The sequence below is a fragment of the Protofrankia sp. CiP3 genome (assembly GCF_917627345.1).
In the GTDB taxonomy this organism is placed as follows: Bacteria; Actinomycetota; Actinomycetes; order Frankiales; family Frankiaceae; genus Protofrankia.
Map to the genome: position 1 here is coordinate 1,210 of NZ_CAKJTM010000011.1, position 15,466 is coordinate 16,675.

At 68.2% G+C, this 15,466-nt stretch carries 14 protein-coding genes and 1 pseudogene; 7 read left to right on the plus strand and 8 right to left on the minus strand.

The window, feature by feature from the left end; translation table 11 throughout:
- Window positions 1-149: 149 nt before the first annotated feature.
- From uraH to MJ797_RS06405, 6 genes are all read right to left on the minus strand, one after another.
- Window positions 150-476 (minus strand): hydroxyisourate hydrolase, encoded by a 327-nt coding sequence (gene uraH / locus MJ797_RS06380; protein WP_239332769.1) that lies wholly within the window; start codon window positions 474-476, stop codon window positions 150-152.
- A 36-nt stretch (window positions 477-512) separates the two neighbouring features.
- Window positions 513-2,063 (minus strand): allantoicase, encoded by a 1,551-nt coding sequence (locus tag MJ797_RS06385; protein ID WP_239332771.1) that lies wholly within the window; start codon window positions 2,061-2,063, stop codon window positions 513-515.
- 130 nt (window positions 2,064-2,193) lie between these two features.
- Window positions 2,194-3,579: an allantoinase AllB gene (gene allB, locus MJ797_RS06390; protein ID WP_239332773.1), complete on the minus strand. Its 1,386-nt coding sequence runs from the start codon at window positions 3,577-3,579 to the stop codon at window positions 2,194-2,196.
- On the minus strand, window positions 3,576-5,966 hold the full coding sequence (gene pucD, locus MJ797_RS06395; protein WP_239332774.1) for a xanthine dehydrogenase subunit D: 2,391 nt from the start codon (window positions 5,964-5,966) through the stop codon (window positions 3,576-3,578). The genes allB and pucD overlap by 4 nt, the downstream gene beginning before the upstream one ends.
- A gap of 21 nt (window positions 5,967-5,987) precedes the next feature.
- Complete coding sequence (locus tag MJ797_RS06400; RefSeq protein ID WP_374581579.1) at window positions 5,988-6,542, minus strand: (2Fe-2S)-binding protein; 555 nt, start codon at window positions 6,540-6,542, stop codon at window positions 5,988-5,990.
- Window positions 6,539-7,507 (minus strand): xanthine dehydrogenase family protein subunit M, encoded by a 969-nt coding sequence (locus MJ797_RS06405; RefSeq protein ID WP_239332775.1) that lies wholly within the window; start codon window positions 7,505-7,507, stop codon window positions 6,539-6,541. The genes MJ797_RS06400 and MJ797_RS06405 overlap by 4 nt, the downstream gene beginning before the upstream one ends.
- Before the next feature lie 541 nt (window positions 7,508-8,048).
- On the opposite strand from MJ797_RS06405, the gene MJ797_RS06410 reads away from it, so the two are divergent.
- From MJ797_RS06410 to MJ797_RS06425, 4 genes are all read left to right on the plus strand, one after another.
- Window positions 8,049-9,134, plus strand: a complete 1,086-nt coding sequence (locus tag MJ797_RS06410) for an aromatic ring-hydroxylating dioxygenase subunit alpha (protein ID WP_239332776.1) — start codon at window positions 8,049-8,051, stop codon at window positions 9,132-9,134.
- Window positions 9,135-9,423: 289 nt separating this feature from the next.
- Window positions 9,424-9,735 (plus strand): MazG nucleotide pyrophosphohydrolase domain-containing protein, encoded by a 312-nt coding sequence (locus MJ797_RS06415; protein WP_239332777.1) that lies wholly within the window; start codon window positions 9,424-9,426, stop codon window positions 9,733-9,735.
- Window positions 9,735-9,971 carry a hypothetical protein gene (locus tag MJ797_RS06420; protein WP_239332779.1) on the plus strand — a complete coding sequence of 79 codons (237 nt, stop codon included), beginning with the start codon at window positions 9,735-9,737 and terminating at the stop codon, window positions 9,969-9,971. Before MJ797_RS06415 ends, MJ797_RS06420 begins: the two co-directional genes overlap by 1 nt.
- Complete coding sequence (locus MJ797_RS06425; protein ID WP_239332781.1) at window positions 9,968-10,309, plus strand: type II toxin-antitoxin system PemK/MazF family toxin; 342 nt, start codon at window positions 9,968-9,970, stop codon at window positions 10,307-10,309. The genes MJ797_RS06420 and MJ797_RS06425 overlap by 4 nt, the downstream gene beginning before the upstream one ends.
- A gap of 286 nt (window positions 10,310-10,595) precedes the next feature.
- On the opposite strand, the gene MJ797_RS27415 is transcribed toward MJ797_RS06425, so the two are convergent.
- Window positions 10,596-11,042, minus strand: a complete 447-nt coding sequence (locus MJ797_RS27415) for an N-acetyltransferase family protein (protein WP_374581606.1) — start codon at window positions 11,040-11,042, stop codon at window positions 10,596-10,598.
- Window positions 11,043-11,208: 166 nt separating this feature from the next.
- On the opposite strand from MJ797_RS27415, the pseudogene MJ797_RS27420 reads away from it, so the two are divergent.
- From MJ797_RS27420 to MJ797_RS06445, 3 genes and pseudogenes are all read left to right on the plus strand, one after another.
- Window positions 11,209-11,433, plus strand: a pseudogene (locus tag MJ797_RS27420) (hypothetical protein); the annotation flags it as partial.
- 240 nt (window positions 11,434-11,673) lie between these two features.
- The gene (locus MJ797_RS06440) at window positions 11,674-13,074 is read left to right on the plus strand and encodes a lysine N(6)-hydroxylase/L-ornithine N(5)-oxygenase family protein (protein ID WP_239332787.1); all 1,401 of its coding nucleotides are present in this window, start codon (window positions 11,674-11,676) and stop codon (window positions 13,072-13,074) included.
- 68 nt (window positions 13,075-13,142) lie between these two features.
- Window positions 13,143-14,090, plus strand: coding sequence for a methionyl-tRNA formyltransferase (locus tag MJ797_RS06445; protein WP_239332789.1), 948 nt, complete (start codon window positions 13,143-13,145; stop codon window positions 14,088-14,090).
- 353 nt (window positions 14,091-14,443) lie between these two features.
- On the opposite strand, the gene MJ797_RS06450 is transcribed toward MJ797_RS06445, so the two are convergent.
- Window positions 14,444-15,448 (minus strand): ABC transporter substrate-binding protein, encoded by a 1,005-nt coding sequence (locus MJ797_RS06450; RefSeq protein WP_239332791.1) that lies wholly within the window; start codon window positions 15,446-15,448, stop codon window positions 14,444-14,446.
- Window positions 15,449-15,466: the final 18 nt, after the last annotated feature.

A 15,466-nucleotide genomic window follows, 5' to 3' on the forward strand; every position in this document is an offset into this window, starting at 1 on the left:
GATCCCTTCAGAGGCACTCTCGGCAGCAAATCGTAACAGAATAGGCGCAATTTGTGACCTCTGGGACATAAGGCTGCTGGACGCACGCCCCGGGTGCCTACGGTGGCGAAAAATCTCCGCGCCCGGCACTCAGCTTCTCCGGCCGGCGCTCAGCTGCCGCGGTAGGTCGAGAAGCCGAACGGTGCGAACACCAGCGGCACGTGGTGATGCCGCGCCGGATCGGTGACAACAAAAGTGATCACGACCTCCGGGAAAAACGTCGAGCGGGACGCGGTGTCGAACACCAGACGCCATGCTCCAGGCCCGTCCAGAGGGAGATCCCGCACCCGTCCGTCCTCGTCAGTCACCGCGGATGTGACCAGCCGCCACCCGCGGGCGTCGCCGTCGAAGCCGACAATCATCCGTTCCAGTCCAACTGGCACGCCGCCGGCCGGGACCCCGGCGGCGGCGTCGAGCACATGCGTGGAAAGGCTCACCCAGGCATCATGCCCGGGCACGGGGCAACCGGACGGTTACGAACCGCTGATCAGCCGTTGTAGCCGCAACGCGGTGATCTCGGCCTGCTGGCCGGCGGCGACCTGTAGCTCGGTAGCCGGGTCGTTGCCCAGCCGCTCACGCAGCAGGCCCAGGATCTCCTCGGCGCTGCGTCCCGCCGCACGCACCAGGAAGATGTAGCCGAAGCGGTCCTCATACTCCTGGTTGCCCGCGACCAGGGCCGCCTTCAGGTCGAGGCTGGCGTTGTCCACCGCGGCCTGCTCCCGGCGGGGGGCGTCCAGGCCAGCCACCACGGCCCGGCTGGACGTGGTCGGCGCCGGCAGCAGGGCACCGCGTTCACCGATGCGTGGGTGCGCGGTGAACGCCTCCAGCCAGTCGGCCTCGGTGAGCCGCTGCCAGTGATCGCGGGCCGCGTTGAGGAGCGCCTCGAGGGTCGGGTACGGCCGGTTGTCGGTGACCGCGGCCGCCCACTCCTCCGAGCCGCAGCAACCCAGCAGCTCGGCATGGAGCGCCCCCGGGGACAGCGCGTTGAACCAGCGCATGGCCAGCTCCTGGCGTCCCGCCGGAGTCGGGGTGCCGATGAGGCGCAGCCGGGCCAGCCCCCCGTCGGGGATGGCGTCCACCCGCACATGGGTGGCCTCCACCGGCACCTCCAGGTCGAACAGGTGCTGCGTGTTCGGCTGCACCCGCACCTGTGGCAACAGCGGCTGCCACTCGGTGATCGAGGAGATGTCGTCGCTCTGGAACAGCTCCGGGGCGGACGCGGCCCACAGCGCCACGGCCCGGGGCGCGTTGCCGTGGAAGTGGCGGGTGTCGACTTCCGCCCTGATCATCTGGCCTGTGGTGGCGAGCCGGACGACGGCCCAGTCGTGGCCCATTCCCCGTCGGCGGCGGGTCTCCCAGCCCTCCCCCATCACCCGCGCGTCTCCGGACGCGTTGAGGTTGTGCCGGTCGCCGTAATGCATGTCGCTGCACGCCACCACCACCCCGCCGAGGTACGCCGCGGCCAGGTCGGAGGTGACCCGGTCCAGCAGACGGGGGTCCGCGATCACTGTTCCGTGCACGCGGAGCCGCGCCACCCCGCCATCCGGGTGGATGGTGAGCCGCACGTGGGTGACACGGGTGTGGCCAGCCCGTTCGACCGGCAGAACGTTGACCGCGTCCGATCGGACCGGTGTCCGGCGCACCAGCGGCACCCAGCTGACCGACGCCTGGGCGACCTCGGCCGCGGAGGGGTAACCGCCCAGCGTGGCGCCGTGGAGCTCGACCGACTCCGGTGCGTTCCCGGTGAAATGGGTGGTGTCGACGGTCACCGCCCGGACCACACCAGGCGCGCCGAGCCGGACGATCGCCCAGTCCGCGCCGTACGGCTCACGGCGGCGGCGGGTCTCCCAGCCGTCCGTCCACGCGCCCCGCTCGGTGAAGACGCCCGGCCGGGCGGTCGGCGGCTCGGGCAGCAGCATCCGTTCGGCGAGTGCGAAGAACTCGTCGTTGACAACCACCACCGATCCGCCGAACCTGGCGGCGGCAAGGTCGACAAGGTTCGTAAGATCGGGTGCGTCGCTCACTGCTCCTCTTCTCCTGCGGGTCGGGTCCGCTTCTCCTGCGGGTCGGGTCCGCCGCCGGGTGCGCGGGCCGCCGATATTCGGGATGGGCGTACGGAACGCGGGGGTGCGGAACGCGGGTGCGCGATGTGGCTCATCTCGACAGCAGGCGACCGCGCGGCGACCGGTCGCCGTCGGCACGTTCACCGCGCAGGTAGGTTGCACACACCACGCCGTGCAGCGTCCGCCCAGCGTAGGGGGTGAGCGGATGGCGATGGGCCAGCTTCGCGGGATCGACGACAAAGGACCTGTCCGGGTCGATCACGACGAGGTCGGCGTCCGCGCCCGGGACGATCCGGCCCTTGTGCCCCAGGCCGATGAGATCGGCTGGTCCGGTGCACATCCAGCGGGCCAGCTCGGCCAGGTCATGACCGCGGCCGCGGGCCTGGGTCCACACCGCGGCGAGGCCGAGCTGCACCGACGCGATCCCGCCCCACGCCTGCGCGAAGTCGCCTGACGTGATCGCCCTACGCTGTGGCGTGGCGGGTGAGTGGTCGGTCACCACCCCGGCGAACAGGCCCGCGGCGAGGCCCTGCCACAGCGCCTCCCGGTTGCGCTCCCCCCGGATCGGCGGCGCGCACTTGTACAGAGTCGCGCCGTCGGGGATCTCCTCGGCGGTGAACGCCAGATAATGCGGGCAGGTCTCCGCCGTCAGCGCGAGCCCGGCGTCGCGGGCGGCGAGCACGTCATCCAGGGCCGCCGCCGCGGACAGGTGCAGGACGTGCAGGCGGGCCCCGCTCGCGGCCGACAGCGCGGCGAGCCCGGCCACCGCCTCGGTCTCCGCGGCCGGCGGGCGCGAGGCCAACCAGCTCGCGAACGCCCGGCCCGCCACCGGTGGCGCCGCGGCCAGGACCGACGGTGACTCGGCATGGACGACGGTCAACGCGTCGAGCTGGGCGGCACGAGCCACCGCGACGGCGAGGACCTCCATGGGCACATGCGGGAACTCCGCCACCCCCGACGGCGCGAGGAACGCCTTGAAGCCGAACACCCCGGCGTCGTGCAGGGCCGCGATCTCGGTGCGGTCCCGCACGTCAGCGCCGACGATCCCGCCCCAGAAGCCGACGTCGACCGCTATCCGCCCGGCCGCCGCGGCCCGCTTCACCGCGAGTGCCGCGACCGACGTCGTCGGCGGGATGGCGTTCAGCGGCATGTCCACGATCGTGGTAACGCCGCCAGCGGCTGCGGCCCGCGTGGCGCTGGCGAACCCCTCCCACTCGGTGCGCCCGGGTTCGTTGACGTGGACGTGGGTGTCCACGGCCCCGGGCAGCAGGGCGAGGTCTCCAAGATCGGTGACACCCGGTCTGGCCTGGACGGCCTCCAGCCGGGTGACCGCGGTGATCCGGCCGTCGGCGATATGGACGGCGGCTGGGCCGACTCCGTCGGGAGTCACGACCCGTGACGAACAGAGTATCTCGGGACGTTCGGGAAACTCGGGAAGCCCGGGGAGCCCGGGGAGCCCGGCCGGGGGGATGGTCATCCGCCGCCGCCGGCATCCGGGCGGACGAGATCCGCCGGGTGGGCCTGGTCCGGCGGCAGCACCAGGTCCTGCGGCCGGATCGGCACCCGGCGCAGGTCACGCCCGATCGCGGCACGGACCGCCGCCACCACTGCCGGGGTCGCCGAACAGGTCGCAGCCTCCCCCACCCCCTTGACGCCGTAGGGCGCCCCGGGCTGCGCGTGCGTCAACGCCACGAAGTCCAGCGCCGGGACATCGGCGATGGTGGGCAGGACGTAATCATGAAACGTGGGGTTGCGCACCACCCCGCCGTCAACCACGAGCTCCTCCATGAGCGCGAGGCCGAGCCCCTGGGCGGTACCGCCCTCCGCCTGCCCGCGCAGCGCCACCGGGTTGAGCACCATGCCGACGTCCTGGGCGAGCGCCATCGATACCACCCGCACCAGTCCCAGGTCCACGTCGACATCGACGACCGCGCGGTGCGCCGCCACGGCGAAGGCCACATGTACGTCACCCTGGCCGTCCGGGCCCAGCGGCTGGGTGCGCCGGTGGCGGAAGACCTCCACCGCCTCGACCGGCCCGTCCGCGAGCATGTCGGCAAGGGGCATCCGCGCTCCGGCCTCGCTGGCGACGATCTCGCCGTCGGCGAGTGCCAGCATCCGCCTCGGCTCGGCGGCCACCTCGGCGGGCAGGCCGAGCCGCCCGGCCGCTCGGGCCAGCAGCCTCTCGGCCACCGTGACCGCGGCGGCACGCACAGCGCCGCCGCTCATCCACGTCTGGCGGGACGCGCTGGTCGGCCCGGCACTGCCGATGGCGGTGTCCGCCGGGGCGAGCAGCACCTGGTCCACCCCGAGCTCGGTCCGCACGATCTGTCCGGCGATCGTCACGAAGCCCTGGCCGACCTCCGCGCACGCGCTGTGCACGACGGCCCGCGGTGTGCCGTCCGGCCCGAGCTCCAGGCGTACCCGGGCGGTCGAGAAGTCGTCGAAGCCCTCGGAGAACAGCAGGTTCTTGTAGGCCAGCGCGTAGCCGACACCGCGGCGGACCCGGCCCGGGTCGGCCGCGGCCAGCCGTCCGCCCGGCAGGGATGTCACCGGCGTGCGGTCCGACACCGGAGCTGGCAGCGGACGAGCCGCGACTGTCGCGATCGCCTCCCGCAACGGCAACGGATCAGCAACGAGCTGTCCCGTGGGCAGCACATCGCCAGGCTCGAGCGCGTTGCGGCGGCGCAGTTCCAGCGGGTCCATGCCGAGCGCGTCGGCGAGCCGGTCCATCTGCGCCTCGTGCCCGAAGGCGACCTGGGGCACCCCGAAGCCGCGCATGGCTCCGCACGGTGGGTTGTTCGTCCGCACCACCCACCCGTCCACCACGGTATGGGGGACCCGGTAGGGCCCTGACGCGTGCGTCACCGCGTTGGCCAGCACCGCCGGGGACGATGACGCGTACGCTCCGCCATCGAGGAGCACCCGCGCGTGGACGCTGACGAGCTGCCCGCACCGGGACGCGGTGTGGCGGAACCACAGGCGAGCCGGATGCCGGTGCGGATGGCCGAGGAACGACTCGACCCGGTCGTAACGGATCCGCAGCGGCTGCCCGGTGACCCGCGCCAGCAACGCGCCGTGGATCTGCAGGGTGATGTCCTCCCGGCCGCCGAACGCTCCGCCAACCCCGGCGAGGGTGAGCCGCACCCGATCCTCGGGAATGCCCAGGCACGCCGCGATCTGCTCCCGATCGGAGTGCAGCCACTGCGTGGCCACCCGCATGTCGATACCGCCGTCCGCTGTCGGCACCACCAGCGCGGCCTCGCAGCCGAGGAAGGCCTGGTCCTGCATGCCCACCACATAGGAGTCGCTGACCTGGACCGTGCCGTGGGCCGCCGGGTCACCGTGCCGTAGATGGATCTCGCGAAAAATATTGCCGTCAGGGTGCAGCGGATCGCCCCCGCCACCAACGGACACGATCCGCTCTGGATCTGTCACCGCAGGCAGCGGTTCGTAGTCGACGTCGATGGCGGCAAGCGCCCGGACAGCGGCGCGGGCGTCGCGCGCCGCGACCGCGGCAACGGGTTCGCCCTGGTAGCGCACAACGTCACGGGCGAACACCGGCTGGTCCGCGACGATCAGGCCGTAGGTGGCCCGGCCGGGCACGTCCCCGGCGGTCACCACCGCCGCCACGCCCGGAAGACGCCGGGCCGCGGCGGTGTCGATACGGCGGATCCGGGCACGGGGGTGCGGGCTGCGCAGCGTCCGGGCGTGCAGCATGCCCGGCAGGGAGAGATCGCCGGCGTACTGGAACGTCCCGTCGATCTTGTCCGCGCCATCCGGGCGGGGCACCGATCTACCGATGCCCTGACCGGCCGCCGCGTGACCGGTAAACGCCCGCTCACCGGATGAACGTGAGTTCGCCATCAGCCCACCGCCTGTCATCGGTCACCGGCGAGTGTCCTGGATGGACCGGATGGCCGCCATGATCCGTCCGTATCCGGTACACCGGCAGATGTTGCCCGCCAATGCCTCACGGATCTCGTCCTCGTCCGCGTCGGGCCGCCGGGCCAGCAGATCGGTCACCGCGACGACGAACCCTGGTGTGCAAAAGCCGCACTGGACAGCCCCGTGGGCGAGGAAGGCGGCCCGCACCGCTCGGGCCGGGCCACCCGCACCCAGCCCGGCAACGGTCGTGACCACGGCGCCCGCGGCATCCGCCGCGAGCACTGTGCAACTCGCCACCAGCCGGCCGTCCATAAGTACCGAGCATGATCCACATCGGCCTTGTTCGCAGGCGTCCTTGACCGACATCACGCCAAGGTGGTCGCGCAGCACACCCAGCAGGGACTCCGCCAGCCAGGCATCGGCCACCGGCCGCATACCCCCGTCGATGTACAGCTGATAGGACACCCGTCGATCGTTTCCGCAGCCAGCCAACGCCGCCGCGTCACCGTCAACGCCTCCGGCGATGTCGCCGCGGGCGTACCCGTCGTTGTTCATGGCCCGGACCACCCGGCGCTGCCCGGTCCCGCGCTGCCCGGCATTCCGCCCGGCGCCGCGGCCGGCAGACAGCGTCCGACCGCGCGGGCCGCGAGCACCCCGGCCGCGTGCCGGCGGTACGCCGCCGACCCGCCGACGTCATCCGGGAGCGGATCGGGCACGGCCCCGGCGGCCTCGGCCACGAGCTCACCGAACCCGGCCACGACATCCGCGGGGATCATCCCGGTCGACCAGTCGACCCCTTGCCGGACGAACTCCTCAGCGGCGGCCGGCCGCGTCGGCTGGTGTGCGACCCCGCCGATCGCGCAGGTCACCCGCTCGTGCACGCGGTCGACAACCAGCGCGCAGGAGACCAACGCCGCCGACGCGGCCTGCCTGGAACCGATCTTCAGATAGATCTGGGGCCCGCACGGCCGGGGTAGCCGAACGGCTGTGACCAGCTCAGTCGGGGCCAGTCCAGTTGCCAGGAAGGATGCGACATCCACGGTCCGCGCCCCGCGCGCGCTGTTGATCACTATTTCGGCGCCGACCGCGGAAAGAAAGGTCAACAGGTCCCCCCGCGGGTTGGCGGTCCCCAGCGCTCCACCCACCGTGCCCGTGTTGCGGATCTGCGGGGAGCCGACCACCCGTGCCGTCGCCGCCAGCCCCGGCGACAGCGACCAGCCGGTCAGATCGTGGTAGGTGACACCGGCACCAATGATCAACATATTTGCGCTGGCCCCCCGGGAGCGCAGCTCCAGAACCCGGCGCAGGGCGACAAGCCGGCGCGGCTCCCGCTGGCGGGCACGCAGCGCGGGTACCAGGTCAGTGCCGCCGGCGAGGATCTCCGCGTCCCCGTCGGCCAGAATCTCGACGGCTTCGGCAACGGTCAGCGGCCGGTGCAGGCGGGCCCTCCGGGGCGGTGCGGGGTCAGCGCTCTGATCGGTGGCCTGATCGGTGGCCTGATGAGGGACTGCCACAATCATGTGACACACCCGGTCGGGTTTCCCGCGGACAATTCATGATCAACCCATCTTCGGCCCTCGGGGCGCCGCACGGCGGCGAGACCACGAGACAGGGAGACTGACAGGGATGACGATCGGCCGCGCGCAACCCACATGCCCACCGACGATAGAGCCGCGAGGTTACGCGCATGTTCACCATCGGCGACGGGATGTATCTTCGGTGTTTGTGCCCGACCGGGGCCGATGCGAGCGGACAGCGGCTGGCCAGCAATCTATTCACCTGAAATGAACGCTGCCGGCCCGCACCGGCCATATCCGGCACGCCCACAACCCGCTGAAAATTCCGTGAAAAGGGACCACCGTCACTTCGGGTCCATTGATGCCGACTCACCTGAGATTTCCATCACCGTCACCTTGCGTCACGTACGGGATGTGAAGTAAAAACATCAACAGGGTTGACTCGCCATAATCGAAGCATGCGTTTCACCGAACGCAATCTGACCTGTCATCCGCGCCCGTCATCCGACGGCCCCTGCTCCTGGAGGTGGTTGACGTTCCGCAGTTGCTGACAAACACAGATCCCTCTCTTCGACGCGGCTGGCATCCGGTTGCCCTGTCATCCGAGGTCGGCGACGAACCAGTACCGATCCGCCTGCTCGGTGAGCCCTGGGCGATAGCCCGGCTCGACGACCGTGTGGTTGCCTTCGCCGACCGGTGCCCGCATCGCCTGGCACCGCTTTCGGCCGGCCGTGTGGACGGTCCCGAACTTGTCTGCGGCTACCACGGCTGGCGTTTCGTCGCCTCCGGGGAATGCGCGGCCGTACCCGCGCTCGGGCCGGGCGTGCCCGCGCCCAAACGGGCCCGCGCCACCCCTGCCTGGGGTGCCGCCGAACGCCACGGGCTGGTCTGGCTTGCGCCCGAGGAGCCGTTCGCGGACATTATCGACCTGCCGGAAGCCGACGACCACGCCTTCGACTCGGTGTGGCTGGAGGTGGTGCGGACGTCGTCATGCGCCGGCCTGCTCGCCGACAACTTCCTCGACACCGCGCATCTCCCGTTTGTCCACGCTGACACGATCGGCGCGGGCGAGGAGACGGCTGTCCCCCCGTACAAGGTCACTCCTGACGGCAATGGATTCCGGGCGCACCTGAACCAAACCGTCGCCAACCCCGAGGACCCGGGTGTCGCGGCCGGTCTGCGGCCACTGATCCAGCGCCGCCGGTCAACGTACGTGTACAGCCCGCCGTTCCAACTGCGCCTGGTGCTGGAGTATCCCGATGCCGGCGTCACCAACACGATCTTCTTCTGCCTACAGCCAGAGGACACCGGGTCGACCCGCGTCTACACTCGCCTGCTGCGCGACGATCTCAACGGGGACCAGGAGCGCATCGCCGACGCCGCTCGCTTCGAGCAGGCCATCCTGGCTGAGGACATCGCCCTGCAGGAGCGGTTCAGGCTGGACGGTCTGCCGCTGATGCCCGACAGGCACAACGGGGGCGAGGAGGTCAGCATCCGCGCCGACGCCGCCGGGCTCGCGTTGCGACGTGTGCTGACCATGCTCGCTGAACGCGCGCGACGCGGTGCGGCATCCAGGCCAGCCGTCGGCATGCGTTACGCCCGTCGCGCCCCCACGAGTTCCCGCCCCTGACTCGACGCCGCAGTACCCGGGCCGGCGAGACCCTGGAGCCGCGTATCCGGCCGTGTCATCGGACTGCCCGAAAGGCAGCCCGATGATTCCGGCCACAGCGTCGGGAGCGATAAGCGTCAGACCGATGCTCGACGGCGGTCACGGTCACGGCGCGGTTTTCCTCGCCGATTTCATCCAGCACGCGGTAGCTGCCCCGTCGAGCGGACCAGGTGCCTTCATTACAGCGGGAGGAAGAGCCGTTTACCGAGCTGGTGGGGATTGTCCAGAAGCGTGGTTGTAAGGTTCCGTCATGCGCCCCCTGGCCGCCGACTCCGACCTGACCGAGCTCCAGCAGTACGTCGCCGCGATGGAGGACGAACGCGGATTTGCCCATCGCACCGTCATGGAACAGGCTTTGCTGCTCGGAGAGGAAGTCGGCGAACTCTTCAAAGCCATCCGCAAGCGGGCGAAGCTGGGCACCGCCACCGGGTCGCTCGTCGGCACGGTTGACGAGGAACTCGCCGACCTCCTGATCTTCGTGTGCGCCATCGCCAACCGGCTCGACATCAACCTCGCCGACGCCCTCCGCCGCAAGGAAGCGTTCAACGAGACGAGGGCCTGATGGCGCTGGCCACCAGCCACGGCCGCACTCTCGGCGCGGAACTGGCCGCACTTGTCACCGACGCGGAGGAACATGAATGGTGGCGTAACGCCAAGCAGGCCGCCGTCCGGCTGCAAGCCGACCCCGAGCGGTGGGAGGACTATCTGCGCGAGGCCGACGACTGGGATGGCACGGTCACCGATGGTCTTGGCAGTCATGTCTCCGAGTGGCCGGAGTACGCCGAGGAGCGGGCATGACACCAGGCGAGGTTCTCCTCGTCGACCTCGAGCCGGTGACCGGGAACGAACAGGGCGGCCCGCGGCCCGCCGTAGTGATCTCCAATACCGGCTACGACCAACTCGTCGCGGGCCAGCTCCTGGTTGTGTGCCCGATTACGAGCAGGGATCGTGAGCTCGCCCACCATACGCCCGTAACCCGTGCCCCGACCCACCGGCTCAACCGCCCGTCCTGGGTGATGTGTGAACAGCCCAGGACCATCTCATCCCGTCGCGTCAACCGAAGTCTCGGCACGTTGACGCCGGCCGACGTCGATCGTGTCGCCACCGTCGTACACCGGTTGCTCCATCGCGGGTAGCACGCCGAGCCGGGTCGGGCGAACCGGCCGTCACCGTCAGCCTTCGCGGCTACCCGGCGGGCTCGTGGAGCAATGGGATCTGATCATCGTCGATGAGGCCCACCGCATGGGCGCGCGCTACTTCGGCGGCAAGCTGGAGAAGACCAAACGGTTCCAGCTCGGGGAGCTCCTCAGCGAGGCGGAGATCGAGGAGCTGGAAGAAGAGCTACTCGCCGCCGCCAATCGCTACACCGCACGTAGTCTTTGGCCGTTGGCCGCCTTGATAGCCCACCGCAGGTACTATTCGTTACCGCGCGATGGGGAAGTCATAATGCCTCACGTCCTCTTCAACGCCGCCGTTGTTCCGGTAGAAATTGCGCGCCTCAGTATCCGGCGTGTCCGCTTGCACAAAGAGCGTCTTGACCTGTGCAGCCTGACAGTACTGCTTGATATAGGTCAGCAAACGGCCACCGATCCCTTGACGCTGATGCGCCGAAGCAACCGCCATATCGTACATGTACATCTCGCTGTACGCGCCATACACCGAGGGGAGCATATACGCCGTCACAGCACCAATAACCTCGCCCTGCGCTTCGGCCACAAAAAACAGCGCTCGGCCTTCCTCGAGCAGATGACGCAAGTATGCATCATCCAGCACCGGCCCTTCTTCGTCAAAAACATCAAGGTAAAGCCGCCCAACCTGGCGCAACGCGGAAATATCATCAGACCCTAACGTACGGAAATATATATCCATATCCCAAATATAGCACAGATGATCTTACATGCGGGTACGCGGCAACGTAGGGCAACCTCAATGGTTTGGGACTTCGCCGAGAGAAACTCATTTCATCCCGGACCTTGCGAGTTATCACTGGTTCCCTTTCGACCAGGGCTGACGAACTGATCATCTGAGACCGCCCCCCTACATACCTCGCCTGCGCGACAGGACTGTCCTCAACGACGGCATCGTCGACCTGCCGATGATCTGGCAGACCGATGCCTTCGCGCTCGCCGCCGGCTACGACGACTCGGCCGGCCGCTACATCGTGCTGTGGACACCCGAGGACAACGGCCCCGCAGCAGCGGCCACCGACTCGCTGCTCCTCGTGCGTCCCGACATCGCCGTCCAGCAGCGCGACGCGGAGGACCAGGGAGCAGGCCCAGCCAGGCCAGCGGGCCGCAGGCGACCCAGACCATCACCGCCTTCCGCGCCGTCCCGGTGCCGGCTGTCCCAGCGCCCCCGACGTCGGACGCGCCATCGCCAGTCCGAGCATGACGGATGGTAAGCGCACCAACTCCCTTGACACACGTACTCGCACTATCGAAGATAGGTTAGGTTTCCCTAATTGAGCCCATGGTAAGCGTATAATCACTAAGAGACACACATGCTCACTCCATTGACCGGAGGGTCGGCTGTGGTGAAACGTCCGCTGCCCGCGGAGACCGACGTTCAGGACATCGTCGGGATTGGCTTCGGGCCCTCGAACCTCGCGTTGGCGATCGCGGCCAGGGAACACAACGCCCGAGTACCGGCGTCGCAGGCTCTGCGGCTTTCCTTCCTCGAGCGGCAGCCACAGTTCGGCTGGCATCGTGGCATGCTGCTCGATGGTGCCACGATGCAGGTGTCGTACCTGAAGGACCTGGTGACCCTGAGAAATCCCACCAGCGACTTCAGCTATTTGTCGTTCCTCCAGGAGCGCAAGCGGCTTGTGGATTTCATCAATCACAAGACGATGTATCCGCTCCGGCAGGAGTTCCACGATTATCTCGAGTGGGCGGCGCGGCGGCTGGGAGACGTCGTGGAGTACGACACCCACGTCGTCGAACTTCGACCGGTCGTGATCGACGGGGTCGTCGACATGGTGGACGTGGTCAGCCGGCGCGACGGAAATCCCGACGATACCGTGGTGCGCCGTACGCGCAACGTCGTGATAGCCGTCGGCCTGGAACCACGGACTCCCCCCGAAGTCGACCTGGGCGAGCGTATCTGGCACAACCACGACCTCCTCCAGCGCGTCGCCAGTATTCCATCGACACCGCGGAACCGTTTCATCGTCGTCGGAGCGGGACAGAGCGCCGCCGAAGTGACGGAGTTCCTGCACACACGCTATCCGCAGGCGGAAGTCGTCGCGGTCTTCGCCCGTTACGGATACAGCCCGGCGGACAGCAGCTCGTTTGCGAACCAGATATTCGATCCGTCCGCGGTCGACGACTTCTACCTTTCCTCAAGGCCGGTCAAGGACATGTTCAACGCCTATCACCGAGGCACCAACTACTCGGTGGTCGACGAGAATCTGATCGATGAGCTGTATCGCCGGATCTACCAGGAAAAGGTCCACGGAACCGAGCGGCTACGTATCATGCGCGCGTCCCGGATGGTCGATGTCACAACCCTGGCCAACGGTGTCCGTACCCGGATCGAGTTTCTGCCGACCGGCGAACAGAAAACCGTCGACGCCGACATCGTCGTACTCGCCACCGGCTACCGTGCCCGTGATCCCCACCGGATTCTGGGCGGTATGTCTCCGCACTGCCTCGACGACAGCGCCGGGCGTCCGCGCGTCGACCGGGACTACCGCCTGGCGACCTCCGACGACACCACGGTGGGTCTCTACGTGCCCGGTGCCAGCGAGCACACACACGGCATCTCCTCGACCTTGCTGTCCAACGTGGCGGTCCGGGCCGGCGAGATCCTGCGGTCCGTGCTCCGGCGCAACGACGGCCGTTGCTCGCCCAGCGGCGACACCGGGTGTTTCGAGGATTCTCCGGCACTCGCCGCCCATTGACGACGACGGGTTCGTCCGTCCCGTCGAATCTCGATCCTCCGACCACCTTCATACCGAGGAGAAGCCCTGTGCGGGTCGTCATGTTCGGATACCAGACGTGGGGACACCGCACGTTGCAGGCGCTCCTCGATGCTGACCACGAAGTCACCCTCGTCGTCACCCATGAGAAGAACGACCACGCCTATGAAAAAATCTGGGACGACTCGGTTGCCGGCCTTGCCGAAACGAACGGCGTACCGGTGGCGATTCGCAGCCGGCCGGATGACGAGGAGCTGCTGGCCGTCCTCAAGGAGGCCGACCCGGACGTCATCGTCGCCACGAACTGGCGTACCTGGATTCCACCTCGCGTCTTCAACCTGCCGCGGCTGGGAACACTGAATATCCACGACTCGCTGCTGCCGGCCTATGCCGGGTTCTCCCCGTTGATCTGGGCGCTCATCAACGGGGAGAAGAATGTCGGCGTCACCGCGCACATGATGACCGATGTTCTCGACGCCGGTGACATCGTCCTGCAACGGTCCGTACCGGTCGGACCACGCGACACCGCCACCGATCTCTTCCATAGGACGCTGGCCCTGTTCGGCCCCATCACCGTCGACGGTCTGGCGCTCATCGGGTCCGGGCACACTGCATGGACCAGCCAGGACCGGTCACGGGCGAGCTTCTTCCACAAACGGTCCGTCGAGGACAGCCTGATCGACTGGACGTGGGCGCCGGAGGAAATCGAACGCCTGGTCCGAGCGCAGTCCGATCCTTACCCCAACGCCTACACGTTCCGGAATGGTGAACGCATCCGGATCATCTCCGCGGATCTGTCACAGGGCATTTACGGGGGTACCCCGGGAAGGGTTTTCATCCGGGAGGGTGACGGCGTCGTCATCGTCGCGGGTGCGGACGCGCGGCACGGCCGCAATCGCGGTCTGCTGGTACGGAGAATTCGCACGGACGACGGCCGGGAACTACCAGCCGTCGAATACTTCACGACGATGGGTGGCTACCTCAGCCGCCAGCCCTGAGAGCGCGTTTGAGATCGTCATTCCGGCTCGCCGCGCCCAGGCGCCCTCTGGCTGCGTTGTCGGCCAAACCGATACAACTCATCTGGTATCGCTTCGGCCTTCCGCCTTGCCAGGGGGCGCCTGGACGCGGCTCACTGATCGAAAGCCCGATCTCAAACACGCTCTGACAACCGGCGGACCGGCAGGCGGCAGGCACACCCGCTTTTCTGCCGGGCTGACGCACTGACCGGAAGAAAACATTGGATCCAGCCGCGGCATCCCGCGACAGCCCGCGCGACAGCGACAGCCCGCGACAGCGACGGGCTGGGTGCGAGCGACCGGATCGCCCGCACCCAGCCCGGGGGCAGGAACGATCAGCCCGCCGCCACCGCGGCGACCTTCGTGAGCGTGGGCCTGAGCTGGTCGAGCTGCCACGGGATGTTGAGGATGGTCGGGTTGTTCACGGCGCCCGCGGTGAAAGCGTCAACCTCCAGCGCGCGACCGGCGGTGACCGCCGGGATCTGCTGGAACAACCGGTTGGCCGCGAGCTCGTTCCGCAGCTCCTTGCTGGCAAAACCGATCAGCAGGAAATCCGCGTCGAGCGCGCCGATTTTCTCCATGCTCAACGAGCGGTCGACAACGTTCCTGGTGACGTTCGGGGACAGTCTCATACCGAGCTGATCATACAGCTGGATCGAGATTGTCCTGGGATCGTCGATGACCGCAAGGCCGTTCGGTTCATAGTAGAAGCTGTAGCTGAAGGTCTTGTTCGTCAGCCCCGGCAGCTCGGTGACGATGCCACTGATGGACTTCTCGGTTGCGGCGATGGCCTTCTCGGCCTGTGCCGCGCGGCCGACGGCCTTACCGATAACGGTGCTGACCTCCTGCCAGGTCGAGATACCGGCGTCCTTGTCGAAGCCAACCGTTGGAGCAATCTTGCTGAGTCGCTCGTAGTAGTCCGCCAGCCCGTAGAAGTTGGTAGCGAGGATCAGGTCGGGACGCAGGGAGGCGATCTGTTCCAGGTTGAGGTCACCGGTGGTGTCCAACGCGGTGGCTTTCGAAAGATCGATCTTTCCGGCGAGCCAGGGGAAAGCCCCGTCCGGCTTGTACTCGTTCTTGGCATAGGCAATGGGCGTGATGCCCAGTGTCGCAAGAGTGTCTTCTTCATAGCTGAGCGCAATGATGCGCTTCGGCTCCGCCGGGATGGTGGCGGTCCCGAACCTGTGCTGGAGCTTGACGGGAAAGCCGGTGGCGGCCTCATGCGCGCCAGATGACGTCGAGGTGCCACCGCTGTCGCCACCGCTTGCGCAGGCTGTCCCGACCATCAGCACGGCGGCGGCAGCACACGCCGCCACCAGTGTTCGTGCCCTGTTCCGCACCGCTACCTCGACTCTCTT